Raw genomic sequence first — 13,442 nt, 5'->3', positions numbered from 1 at the left:
CCGATTGGCATAAGGACGAGGCCCTCACGTTGTCGGATATTCTTATCCTGGCAACGGGAAGTCATTTAAAGAGCTCTTTACAGCCTTTGAACCGCTGCGTGGCGGTGCTCGAGCAGAAAAACCGCTCTAGAGCTCGCTTACCGCTGCCCGGCCTTGCGCTAAAGCGGAAAATCCGCTCTAAGTGTTTAACGTTCCAACACTTCAATGAGAAAAATGATTATTTAACGAGTTACCTCAACCACCATCGTGATATCAGAAGCGGTCTGTAACGAATTGACCTGTATATTATTGATATTGACTCACATCCTCAGTTTTGTATTGGTATAATTTATCTTATCTTGAAAACGTTTTCATTAGAAAGGAGAAGAGATCACTTTTTTTGGGTCCATGCTGTGCATGCCTATTAATCAAGAGGAGGATTAGTCCAATGCTCAAGAAAATACTCTGCATTATTTTTTTACTTGTTACCTTTGTACCCCTTCCTCCAGCTCAAGCCGCAGATATGCTCATACCGAACTACAGTTTCGAGTCCGATAAGGCGAATTGGACACAAAATTTCGGTACAGGCGGAATCACTGTCTCTACAGAACAGAGTCATACAGGCAATAAAAGCATCAAGATTGATGACACTACTTCGGGTTCGTTCGGAATTCAAAGCGCTTATTTGCCTGCTACTGCAGGTAAAAGCTATTTTTCTTATTCGTGGGCATATATTGCCAGCGGAAGTGCTGACTTGTATCTTCGCTTTTACAACAGCTCTAAAACACTACTCACTTCTACATTTGTTAGCAAGAGTTCTCCTATTAATAAGTGGTCCTACTTGCAAACCGGAGGGGTTGCACCGGCTGAAACAGCTTATGTAGCTGTCTTGCTCTATAGTAACGCTGGGAATATGGGCACGGTTTACTGGGATGATATCTTGGTCTCGGAGCGTATTACAAATGTGGGACCTGTCGTCTTTAATACGGCAATACGAAGTGCGACTCTAGCGTTGGATGGCAATGGGAAGCCTGCTTTTTACTTAGGGGTAAACGGATCTAGTGGTATTACATCCAAGATGGCGGAAGTGAACGTCAACACGGGGACCGTTCAGAAGCTCATGGATATGCCGGGGGGGACTTATGCGCATTCTGCCACTACGACTATTGATAACAAAGTTTATATGGGTACCTATCCGAAAGGATATTTGTATCAATACACGCCTGGTACAGCAGCGCCCATCAATCTGGGCAGGGCGATATCGGACGCCACTTATATTCTCGGGCTTGCCGCAAGCAATCAAGCGGGTAAAGTATATGGCGGAACTTTTCCGAAGTCCGGCGTGTTCAAATATGAACCCGGTACGGGCTTCTACACATTTGTACCTAAGCCGTTCTTTTCAGGATCCGAATATACATACTCCGTTGCATTCGACGCTCCAAACAACGTACTCTACGCAGGGACCGGCGGTGTAAAAGCTCAAATTACAAGACTTGAAAACGTTGGGGGACAGCGCAACGACAATCTGCTCCCTTCTACAATCGCAGATGCGAACACAGCCGTCGATAAGCTGAACTACGAGGGTGGTAAAGTGTTTGCCCGGGTCGTCCCGCAATATAAAGAAATTGTGTTAGACGTGACAGATAATCCGGACGGTACCGTAACGACCGTTGTGGACGCGGAGCTCCCGATCGCATCATATGGCGTATCCCCGATCCATAACGGCAAGGTTTACTATTCGTACCAAGGCTTAAAGTCTTACGATGTGAATACGAAGACGATTGAAGCTGTGCTTGGAACGGACAATAATCCAGTACCTAGCTCTTCAAATGGCTATGCGTGGGGATTCGCCACCTTGGACGATCAAGTCAATTATCCGGGAGAATCGCTTGTCTTCGTCAGCCACGCTTCAGGCACTATCATGCTGTCTAAATACAATCCAACGACGAAATATTTCAGCAGCATGCTAATATCCGGTCTTCCAGGCGTGCCTACGGACATTAACTCAATGGGGACGGGGCCTAATCAGAATATTTATGCCGGCGGGTTTCTTTCAGGTAATCTGGCCGAATATACAACCATGCGCAGTGATCAAAACAAGATGCTGTACGGCGTTCCCCAAATAGAAGGCATGGTCTCACAAGGCAACTATCTATACATGGGGGGCTACCCTAATGCCGGAATTTATAAGAACGATTTTACCCAGCCGTGGAAACCGACCAAGCTTCTAGACTTGGGTACGACACATTTGCAAGAACGCCCCTACGGAATGGCTCAAGGCGATAACAAGGTATTCATAGGCACAGTACCTGCCTCTGGACAGTCAAAGGGTGCCCTCTCTATTTATGACACTTTGACTGACACCGCTCAGGTTTTTCGAGATATCGTTCCTAATCAAAGCATTATTTCTGTCGCTTACCATAATGGGTATGTGTATGCAGGCTCGTCAATAGCAGGAGGCAAGAATACGACTCCAAAAGAGACGGAAGCGAAGTTAGTCAAACTAAATATAGCAACCGGTGCTTATACGACCTATACGATGCCGGTCTCTTCACAAGCTATTACGGCGCTCATCGTGGGGTCTGATAAAAAAATCTGGGGATTGTCGGAAGGATATTTGTTCATCTTCAATCCGGCTACGAACACGATCGAATATCATGAACAAAAATTTTCAAACGTTAGCTATGGACCGACAGCTGCTGTTGAAAAAGATGGATCCTTAGTTTTAGGAAGAGCCGGAAGCAATGCGATATTCGGTACGATTAAAACCCATCTTTTCAAAATAGATACAACTACGAAAAATGTAACCATACTGTACAATGGCGTTAATGATTTCAGGAACGCTACTGCAGACTCCTATGGAAATATCTACTTCAATATGGGCTATCAACTGTTCCGTTGGGTCGATGATTCCGTCCCCCCTCCGGTAACTGGCATCGAGCTGGATCGCACTGAGCTCCTGCTAACTGGCAGCGAACAGGAGATGAAGCTGACGGCACGGGTGCTTCCGGACACTGCACCGAACCGGGAGGTTCGCTGGATATCTGCCAACCCGGACGTCGCCTCCATCAGCATGGACGGCACGGTTACGGCAGTCAGCGACGGGCGTACAACGGTCACCGCTGTTACTGAGGAAGGCGGTTTTACGGCTACGGCCGCCGTAACGGTGGATATGATATCGCCGCAAATCACGCTTAGCGGTCCAACTCGAGCGTGGCACAGCGATACGGTAACAATGACCGTCTACGCGGATGATATCATTACCGGTGTATCAACTGTAAGCGTCACCTTGGATGGGCTCCCACGCGAAACTGATTTTACAATTTCGCCACTGGAACTTGCAGTAGGCGATCACATCATTCGGGTCACAGCGGTTGACCGCGCAGGTAACGAATCGGTACGGGAATTCCATCTTGTCATCGATATAGACCCAACCCACCTTTTGGAGGTGCTGAAAGAAGGAGCCGAAAAAGGCTGGATCAGCAAGGATGGGATCTTGCAAAGTTTATCTGCCAAAGTGCAGCACGCTGTGGAAGTGCAAAACGATGCTGAAAAATTGGAAAATGCCTTGAAGGCTTTTGAAAATCAACTGAAAGCACAAGACGGAAAGGCTCTCGACTCATCATTTGTCCAGATGCTGCTGCAAGATGTGAATTATATCCTGAATAAAAGCAGCCTGTAATACCCATCTAGAGCAATGAACCCTATGAAGGTTTATTCATTCAAACGGTCAAACTGAAATCCAAAATGAACTGATTAACAAGTACCAACGAGAAACAACCCCTTCATCACAATACACTGGTACCCATAGACTGGACACTTTTTTAAAAAGGTGTTCAGGGTGTGGGYATTCTTTGTACACTGGGTTAGGTACTGGAGGGAGAACAACATGACCAACTGGCAGAGCTAATGATTCGCAGCGGAGCCTCGCTTGCCGATATTTCGCAAAAGCTCGGTTATTTGAATCAGAGTTTCTTCACCCGCTGCTGCCCCTTTTCATTACGTTAACCGAGCTGGAGCTGCCAGCAGTTATTTCGAAGCTTGTATCCGAGGCGGAAATGCAAACTAAACCGGCAAGAGTCCGAAAAATATTGGTCGTCTCGCTGACAATTACGGGTGTACTCAGCATTTTTCTAACACTCTTCGCCTTACTTGCATCCAAGTGGATCGCATCCGTGTTTTTAAATGCGGTTCTTCTTAACAGTACAGACAATTGTGCATAAGGACCAGGGATTGACTCTATTTGCAGCCAAAACGTATAATGAAAACAAATCACAAACAAATCAGAAAAAGATATTTTCAGTGATTTTTTGGAATGATAACAAACTAGAATCAAACTAATAAAAGGTCCGACTAATTCAAGAGCGAAGGGAATTCAAACCAATGCTGCTGGTACCTACTATTGAAGCTCTGATGGCTCTACCTCCTGATGCTCGCAACGCCGGTACTCTGGTCTATGTGAGCGGTTATTATGCGGAAGAAGATGGCGGGGGCATGCAAGTCCGCTGGGTCCCCTCTAGCGCGAAAGCCCATAATGGGGGTACGGTCCTTGACCCTGAAGCGGGCAGTGGGAAGCCTGGCAGATGGGAGCAAATTCATAACGGCATCGGCGATTTCCGCAAGTTCGGACTGTTCGACGCTACGAAGGATGCCGACGATGCACTTGATGCAATGATGCACGATCCAGCTGTTCGCCGTATTGAGGCGTATACGAATCTGAATTTCTCGGTACGACACACATATGATCGCAGCAATATAGAGCTGGACTTCCATAACAACACGGTTACGACAGTAGGGATCGAGCTGAACACGAAGGACAATCCGTTTGGTGCGGTTCTCTGCTTCCGTGGCACGGCGACCGGAGTGACACAAACCGTCACCTTGTCCGCAGAACTTGCAGAGCTGACCGATGTGTTGGAAGTGTATGATGCTACAGCATTCAAGGTAGAGGAATGGTGGCTTGCACGAGTTAGCAACCACCCAGCCGGCGGTGCGCAGCGCGAACTGGATTACCTTCTGCGGGTTACTGAGATTATCGACACTACACATGTCCGGGTCAATTACAAGCTAGGTTGGCCGCTTGCAGCGGGTAGGCAAATTCAGTACAAGCAGATGAATCCGGTATTCCGCAGCCACGTACGCAATATGAGATTCGAAGGCGTTCCTGTGCCTCCATCTATCTCGACTACAGTCAGGCTGTTCGACACTTGGGATCAGATTGGTTCCAATCCAGTTGCCTACGAATTCGCTGTGGAATGCGATGTGTCCGGTATTTATGCGACGAAGGTATTCTGGCCGGTCATTGAGCGCCGATATTGCTCGCATTATGTGACGGAACGCTGTGAGCTGATTAATCCGGTGGAACGGGATTGGGGAGGCACTGGCTACCTCACCCAGCAGCTTAATGTTCTGTATGGTCATGTGAAGGATTGCAATACGAGCAACTCGCGTCACTTGAACGACTTCACATGTGCGGCCTATTGTATGGTAGAGAACTGCCATGGCGACGGCGATGACTACGGGCCGTTCGTCACGCATGGACAGTTCGAGCATGACCTCGTCTTCGTCGGCAACTCCGGCTTGTTATCGTTCGCGAACAGCGGTACGACTTGGGGTAACAGCGCGAAGCGCATCACGGTCAAGAAGCATGTCGCCTCACGTGTTGTAGCCCACAAGTGGCTGACTGATCTGACGTTGGAAGATGTACACGCCGTCAAGAAGGAAGGGCTCATCGACTCCGGCTCCATCTGGGCGAATGTGGATGGCTTGCAGATGCGGGGTTGCACCGCCGAGGCGATGCTTACGCTAACCAAGGGCTCGAATCTAGCTCGCCGCAAAAACGTCATTGACGGCTGTTCCTTCGGCATGCTGAACGGTTATGAATTGGCTCGCCCGATTCATTCGGGCACGACTGAACCCGGCTATACGCCGGTCAACGACGACCTGACGATTGTAAATAGCGAATTCTACAACATCGAAGATGTCGACTTGGGCAGCATCAACAAGTTGACGTTGACCAATACGTGGTTCAAGGGTGCTTCCGGGACGACCGGCAGAGTGAGAGTTGGATCGCGGGACATTGTGATGTTGGGAGGCGGCTTCGTCGATTGCGGCTTCGTCCTGACCGGCGCCTGGGACAAGAGCAATCGGGACGGGACGAACCCGGACATGCTGACCGACCAATCGATCTCGATTGATGGAGGCGTGTCCTTCCATGGAACGAATGGAGAGCGAGCGTTCCTGAAAAGCGTCGACGCGACCAATGTGGTGAAGTGGAGCTTCGGCAACTGCACGAGCCAGGCAGCCGATGCGGATACCGCGCACTTCCATATCGAAGGCGGGTCCCACAAGCTGAAGGCGGTCGGATCGGTGTTCGAGGGCGGCAAGTATGAAGTGGCGGACGGTAGCTTCGGCGGGAGTCAATACTTCCTGCTGACTTCCTGCGTGGAAGAAGGCGTCAACCGTACCTCGCTGCCGGTTGAGAGCGATACGGTGAAGCACCGCGCGGGTAATATTTTCTTGACCGAATAGACAAGATCAGCTCTCGAAGTTTCGTGGCACTAGGTTCCATTGGAGGCCGCGAAACTTCGTTCTTTTCACAGCGGCACGCTGGAATTATGGTATACTGGTTCTATTAGAACAACTTAGAACGAACTGGAACGATAGGCAGAAAACGGGGTTTGAGGTAATGGCGAAGCAGGTGGACAATCAAGTGGAGAAGCAGGTAGGACGTAAAAGCTCCCGCGCACGGTTGAACGACCTAATCAACCAGTTGAGGGAAGAGATCATGACAGGCAAGCGAGCGGAGGGAGAGTACCTACCCTCGGAGAAAGCCTTCGCAGAACAATACCAATTAAGCAATCAATCCGTGCGTAAAGGGCTTGAGGTGCTGCTTGCAGAACAGCTGATCGAGAAGATTCCACGTGTCGGCAGCAAAGTACTGGGCCCTCCGGAAGACGGATTCGTTACGGTGAAGCTTGGGTTCCACACTTCGATTACGAGCGAGGCGCAGATCGACGAGATTCTCTCTCGCTTCCATAAGCAATATCCTACCATTCACGTGCAACCTGTACCTATATCGTACTCGGATTTCGGCCACGTGAAGCAGTATTTGACAGGCCGCATCCTGGATGCCGTAATGATGAACTACAATGACTTCCGCAATTTCCTCGAGCAGGGTCACCTGGAGTTATTGGAGCCCCTGGAGCGTAACGAGGGCGTGTACCCGTTTCTATCTGATGCCTTCACCGTGGATGGGCGTCAGCTCGCGCAACCGTTCATCTTCTCACCGCTTGTCCTTTGCTACAACAGGCAGCATTTCCTGGAGAACCATATGCCGGAGCCGGACAGCAGCTGGAAGTGGGACGACTTGATCCGTAATGCAGAGAAATTGAACTTGCCGAATGAACGGATCGGATTCCACTGTGATCTACTGTCGCCGAACCGCTGGCCGCTGTTGCCTATACAGCAGGGCGTCCAGGTCGAGCGTGATCACGATGGGGCCATTCGGTTAGCTGGCACACGGATGATGGAAGCCCTGCAGATGTGTCGAGAGATGAAGCGCCAACTTCCGCTCATGTCTGAAGGTATCACTGTCGGACAATCCGAACAGTTGTTGGCGAAGGGCAAAGTATCGATCATCATGACCAGCTATTTTTACCTCAACTACTTAATCGAGGATCAAGTAGCATTCGATTTGGCGCCGGTCCCGCACATGGGTACACCTTCCACGCTGCTGCTTAACATCGGTTTAGCTGTCAACCGGCTATCCCCGGTCAAGGAAGCGGCTGTCAAGCTGGTGGAGTTTCTAACCGCTTATGAGACCCAATTGCTGATTCGTCAACAAACATACAGCCTTCCTGCGATGAAGATCGCCGCGGAATGGCAGGGGGAAGAGATTATGTACCGCCCGTCCAGGTTCTCCTTATTCCGCGAGACGATCCCCGGCTTTCGATATTTCACAGATATGGGCCTGCAAGCAAGTGAGCTGGCTCTGATTAACCGGGAGGTCAAGCTGTATTGGGCTGGTCTGGAGAACGAGAAGACGTTCTGCTCGCGTATCGAGGATCAGTTTCGCCTTGTAACGTCGTAGCCTTATAGAATGGTAGCTTTGTAACGTCGTAAGGTTGTCGCAAGCTCAATGGAAGGAGGCGTATCCATGAATATCGGGATAACCGGTGCTATTCTGATCATCCTCATCGTCTTGCTGTTGTTCGGGCCGTCCAAGCTGCCGAAGCTGGTTCAATCGGTCAGCACCATGGTGCGGGAGATGAAAAGCAGCAGCAAAGATCGGAAGGACGAGGAGAAGGACAAATTGGGTTGAATGGAATTTGCTTCATGTTCAGAATCGTGCTACTATGGGATTCATAGAGACAAATGGGCGAACTCGTAGAGTCAGAAGGTTACAGCGCATTGGAAAGCAACCTTAAGCCGCAGTATTTTATTATCGGAATCTATTTATTATGAGAAGGAGCTAATTCCCCCATGCAAACAGGTACAGTGAAATGGTTTAACGCAGAAAAAGGTTTCGGATTTATCGCAGTTGAAGGTGGCAACGATGTATTCGTTCACTTCAGCGCAATCTTAGGCGACGGCTACAAGTCGTTGGACGAAGGTCAACGCGTAGAATTCAACGTAGTACAGGGCAACCGCGGTCCACAAGCCGAGAATGTTGTTAAACTGTAACTCATAGCTTAAGTCAGTCCTATTGGAGAGTGCCTGCGGCACTCTCTTTTTAACAGAATCAGAAAGTATAAACTTCGAGAGGTTACATCCTGATTCGGCATAAAAAGTTACCGCTAAAGACGAACCCGCTTCATCGAGTTGCTCCGATAGGAGCTTTTTTTATACATTTAAGAATTTATAAATCCAGGGGTCCCCGCAAAGTAATAGGAATAAGCTATGCAGGTTCACTTCACTTTGTGGGGTTATTTGCTGGTATTCTGAATGGAAGAAGCAGATAGAATATAGATAGAGAGGATGAATGGACGATGGCGAAGCAAAAATATTATGTGGTGTGGGCTGGAAAGAAGCCTGGCGTGTATACGAGCTGGCCGGAATGCCAGAAGCAAGTGGAGAAATTCGAAGACGCCAAGTTCAAATCATTCGAATCGCAGGCAGAAGCGGACGCAGCCTACAAGGCGGGCTGGAAGGGAATTTGGGGCGTAGGTTCCAGCAAGGGAGCTAGCACAGGCGCGAAGAGCTCCAGAACCGCAGGAAAAGCGAAGACAGAACCGGAATACAGTATGGATGCTATCGAATATGATAGTATTTCCGTGGATGTGGGCACGAACGGCAACCCCGGTCCTGTCGAGTATAAGGGCGTCGATACCCGGACGGGAGAAGTTATATTCGCGGTGGGGCCGATTAAGAAAGGCACGAACAATCTGGGGGAATTTCTTGCGATTGTGCACGCCTTGGCCCACCTGAAGCAGCAGAACAGCAAGAAGACCGTGTATAGCGATTCGATGAATGCCCTGAAATGGGTGAAACAAAAGTCGGTATCGTCCACGTTGGTGCGGGATGCGTCGACCGAGGAAATATGGACCTTAGTGGATCGGGCAGAGAAGTGGCTGCAGACGAACCGATATGAGAATCCGGTATTGAAGTGGCAGACGAAGAGCTGGGGGGAAATTAAAGCGGATTACGGTCGGAAGTAGCAGGGCAGGGTAGGGCGGGGGGAGGCAGGGCAGCCTTGCGAGAGCAGGGTGTTGACCCGCACAACAGAAGGAGGAGCGATGCTGCACATGGACACTTTTCAAGCGCTGGTCGTGGATACACTGGAGGGGGAAGTGAAGATCGGTCCGCGGATGTTGACCTTGAGCGAATTGCCGGAGGGCGACGTGCTCGTCCGCGTGCACTATTCCAGTGTGAATTACAAGGATGCCTTGGCTTGCATCCCGAACGGCAATATCGTGAAGCAGCATCCGTTCATCCCAGGTATCGACCTCGCAGGGGTCGTCGTGCGAAGCAAGGATACCCGGTTTCGCGAAGGAGACGAGGTGCTTGTAACCGGCTATGAACTGGGAGTTTCGCATTTCGGAGGGTTCAGCGAATATGCCTCGGTTGCTGCTGAGTGGCTGGTGAAGCTGCCGCAAGGGCTGACGGCGAAGGAAGCGATGATCCTCGGGACGGCCGGATTCACGGCGGCCTTGTCCGTCCATGAGCTGCAGCGGAGCGGGGTTGCTCCTGACAGCGGTCCTATTCTCGTAACAGGCGCGAGTGGTGGGGTTGGCAGCATTTCCGTGGCGATCTTGGCCAAGCTTGGGTATGAGGTGGTGGCTAGTACCGGCAAGCCCGAGCTGGAGAGCAGGCTGATTGAGCTTGGAGCCTCCCGGATCGTGTCGCGAGAAGCGCTCATTCCGGATAAGCCGCGCTCACTCGACAAGCAAGTATGGGCGGGATCGATCGATTGTGTAGGGGGCAAGACGCTATCGTCGCTATTAAGCAGCATTCGCTATGGGGGAGCTGTGGCCGTAAGCGGATTAACGGGTGGGACCGAGTTGACCAGCAGTGTGTTTCCCTTTATTCTGCGAGGCATTCGGCTAATCGGGATCGATTCCGTGTACACCCCCATGGAGCAGCGTACTCGGATGTGGGAGCTGCTAGCGTCCGAGTTCAAGCCAGCTGCGTTGAATGCCATGTACACGGAGATTTCACTTGAGCAAATTCCGGCCATCGTACCAGTCATCCTGAAGGGAGAATCCCAGGGAAGATTGCTTGTCAAACTATAAGTGATCCCTAGTATTCTCAATCGGCGACTAATCTGTTAAAATCAGCTAGAAATAGTCGGATATAAAATCAGAGGTTGGTGCAGTATGTGGGTTACGTATGTGGCTGTGGGGATTGCTTTGTTTTTTGCCATGAACATTGGAGCGAGCGGTGCGGCCGCCGCAATGGGTGTAGCGTATGGAAGCGGGGCCATTAAGCGCAAGCGGCTGGCGCTTGTCCTTGTCGCGATCGGTGTATTCCTGGGGGCATATCTGGGGGGCGGCGAAGTAGTCAAAACATTGGGCTCTGGCATCATTCCTTCCAACCTGCTAACGGTCTACTTAGTCATCATTATCTTGCTGTCGGCGACGATGACCTTGTTCGGAGCGAACCTGCTCGGTATTCCGTTATCCACTAGCGAGGTGACCGTGGGCTCTGTAGTGGGTGTCGGTGTTGCTTATCAGCTGCTGTACGTGGATAACATCTTACGCATCGTGTTCTTCTGGGTTATCATTCCGGTTATCGCCTTCGGCATTGCCTGGTGCGCCGGCTACTTGATCCGCTGGCTGGAGCGGCGAGATGAGCGCTGGAAAGGGATTGGCAGTGGAGGGTGGAAGCGGACGCTCGTGTTGCTGGTCATCTTCGCGGGATTCCTGGAGGCCTTCTCTGCCGGGATGAACAACGTGGCCAATGCTGTTGGCCCGCTCGTAGGAGCCGGTCTGATGAGCACTCAATCCGGTGTGTTATGGGGAGGTCTGTTCGTCTCGGCCGGAGCCATCCTGATGGGAGGCCGGGTGCTGGAGACCAACGGTAAGAAAATTACCAACCTGTCGTTGCTTCAGGGGATCGTCATCTCCGGTACAGGAGGGCTTCTCGTCATTGGAGCTTCCTTGTTGGGCATTCCTGTCCCTCTTACCCAAGTGACGACGACCGCGATACTTGGAATAGGAACCGCCGAGCATGGACTCCAGTTGTGGCAGAAGGGTATTATCGCGAAGATTCTAAAAGTGTGGGTCGTTTCCCCAGTGCTCTCGCTCGTAGTTTCCTTCACGTTGGTCAAAATTTTCGTTGAGCCATCGCCGTATACGGTGTTGGTGTTGGCTGCCTTGCTGGTAGCTATAATCGGAGTTAAGAGCTTGTACGATTCCATTCAATATGAGAAAAGATCGGTGAATGAAGACGGAGGCGGGATTTAATCAAAAGCCGTAATTTCCATAAGGAGGAAATTACGGCTTTTTGGCGAAATAAAGGGGGAGATACTTCTTGACGTTCGCTAGTCCATTGTGGTGGACGTTGGGATGAATGTATGCGCATACAAAACGTATAAACGGGCAAAATGCAGCGCACATGGAGGAGGATGACGATTAATGGCCAAGCAAGTCAAGCTGCTAGTGGGAACGAACAAGGGTGTATTCATGTACAGCTCGACAACCGACAGGACGGAGTGGGAGCTAAGCGGACCCTTCCTCGCAGGTTGGGAATCTTATAGCGTAATGGGCGATAGCCGGCACGGTCATACGCTGTTCGCTGGCACGTCCCATGCCGCTTATGGAGCGACACTGCGCGTTAGTCACGACTTCGGGCAGACCTGGACGCAGTTGGAAGAGGGGCCGGTCTATTCAGCCGAGAGCGGCTTTGCGTTGAACCGAATTTGGCAGCTCGTGCCGGGTGCCCCGTCGCAGTTGGATACGATGTATGCGGGTGTAGAGGAGGCGGGCTTGTTCGTCAGCCACAACCGGGGCCGCACGTGGGAGGAGCTGGACAGCTTGACGAAGCATCCCACGCGTCCCGGCTGGTACGGCGGTGCAGGCGGGATGTGCCTGCACACGATTATCGTCGATCCGCACAATTCGGATCGCATCTGGGTGGCGATGTCAGCCGTCGGCGTGTTCCGCACGGATGATGGCGGCGCCACCTGGAAGACGTGCAATGCCGGCTTGGCCCGCGTGCCGACTGGCCAGCCGTATGATGAGATCGGCTACTGCATTCACAAGATGGTCGTCGATCCGGACCGCCCGGATACACTGTATATGCAGGAGCATGGCGGAGTGTTCCGTTCCGACGACGCGGGCGATTCGTGGTACCCGATGGAGGAGGGGCTTACGTTGCGCGGAGAGGATGCACCGTTCGGTTTCCCGATCAGTGTCTCCAAGACGGGAGACATGTTCTTGATTCCGCTGGAGAGCTCCGAGCAGCGGACGATGAAGGACGGCAAGATGCTCGTCTACCGCCGACACCGGGATGAAGCGGCCTGGGAGCCGGTAGGCGATGTCGTCCCGGAGGAGAAACGGCATGTCAGCGTGCTTCGAGATGCGATGACCGTAGATACGCTCGATCCTTATGGGCTCTACCTCGGCACAACGTCGGGCGAACTGTTCTGCTCGCTTGACCGAGGTGTCAACTGGCAGCGGTTGCCGGGGCAGCTGTCCCGGATCTTGACCGTGAAGACGTGGATCGTGGAGGACTAGTATGGAGATTGAAGTGACAGTCCCGGGTTTGCTGGCCGATTGCACCGGGGGACGCAGCCGCTTCCCTCTTGAGGCGGACACGCTTCAGGAGGCACTCGATCGGCTGTTTGCCGACTACCCGCTGCTGAGGCACCATGTCTTCGCGGAGGACGGGCAGCTTCGCAGGCACGTGCTGCTATGCTACAACGAGGACAACCTGGCGTGGTTGGCCTCGAAGGACATTCCGCTGAAGGCGGGCGACCGCTTGCATGTGCTGCAGCTCGTGTCAGGTGGGTAGCCGACGAG

10 protein-coding genes are annotated in these 13,442 nt (G+C 51.6%); all 10 read left to right on the top strand.

The genetic code is table 11. The features are described from left to right. Positions 1-427 precede the first annotated feature (427 nt). Entirely contained in the window at positions 428-3,661 is a 3,234-nt protein-coding gene (locus AC1DWB_RS04410) for an Ig-like domain-containing protein (protein WP_477539817.1), read from the top strand. A 701-nt stretch (positions 3,662-4,362) separates the two neighbouring features. Beyond that, entirely contained in the window at positions 4,363-6,510 is a 2,148-nt protein-coding gene (locus AC1DWB_RS04405) for a hypothetical protein (protein WP_477539816.1), read from the top strand. 157 nt (positions 6,511-6,667) lie between these two features. Next, positions 6,668-8,071 (top strand): ABC transporter substrate-binding protein, encoded by a 1,404-nt coding sequence (locus AC1DWB_RS04400; RefSeq protein WP_477539815.1) that lies wholly within the window; start codon positions 6,668-6,670, stop codon positions 8,069-8,071. Positions 8,072-8,137: 66 nt separating this feature from the next. Beyond that, complete coding sequence (locus AC1DWB_RS04395) at positions 8,138-8,302, top strand: twin-arginine translocase TatA/TatE family subunit (RefSeq protein WP_477539814.1); 165 nt, start codon at positions 8,138-8,140, stop codon at positions 8,300-8,302. A gap of 161 nt (positions 8,303-8,463) precedes the next feature. After that, complete coding sequence (locus tag AC1DWB_RS04390; RefSeq protein WP_477539813.1) at positions 8,464-8,664, top strand: cold-shock protein; 201 nt, start codon at positions 8,464-8,466, stop codon at positions 8,662-8,664. Positions 8,665-8,969: 305 nt separating this feature from the next. Then, positions 8,970-9,638: a ribonuclease H gene (rnhA, locus tag AC1DWB_RS04385; protein ID WP_477539812.1), complete on the top strand. Its 669-nt coding sequence runs from the start codon at positions 8,970-8,972 to the stop codon at positions 9,636-9,638. A gap of 87 nt (positions 9,639-9,725) precedes the next feature. Continuing rightward, a complete protein-coding gene (locus AC1DWB_RS04380) occupies positions 9,726-10,712 on the top strand; it encodes an acrylyl-CoA reductase family protein (RefSeq protein WP_477539811.1) in 987 nt (328 codons plus the stop codon). A gap of 84 nt (positions 10,713-10,796) precedes the next feature. Further along, a complete protein-coding gene (locus AC1DWB_RS04375; protein WP_477539810.1) occupies positions 10,797-11,885 on the top strand; it encodes an inorganic phosphate transporter in 1,089 nt (362 codons plus the stop codon). Positions 11,886-12,056: 171 nt separating this feature from the next. Next, a complete protein-coding gene (locus AC1DWB_RS04370) occupies positions 12,057-13,157 on the top strand; it encodes a WD40/YVTN/BNR-like repeat-containing protein (protein WP_477539809.1) in 1,101 nt (366 codons plus the stop codon). 1 nt (position 13,158) lies between these two features. Further along, a complete protein-coding gene (locus AC1DWB_RS04365) occupies positions 13,159-13,434 on the top strand; it encodes a MoaD/ThiS family protein (protein ID WP_477539808.1) in 276 nt (91 codons plus the stop codon). Positions 13,435-13,442 lie beyond the last annotated feature (8 nt).

This window comes from Paenibacillus sp. P4_E11 (assembly GCF_056401635.1).
This window is presented reverse-complemented; position numbering and strand designations above follow the sequence as displayed.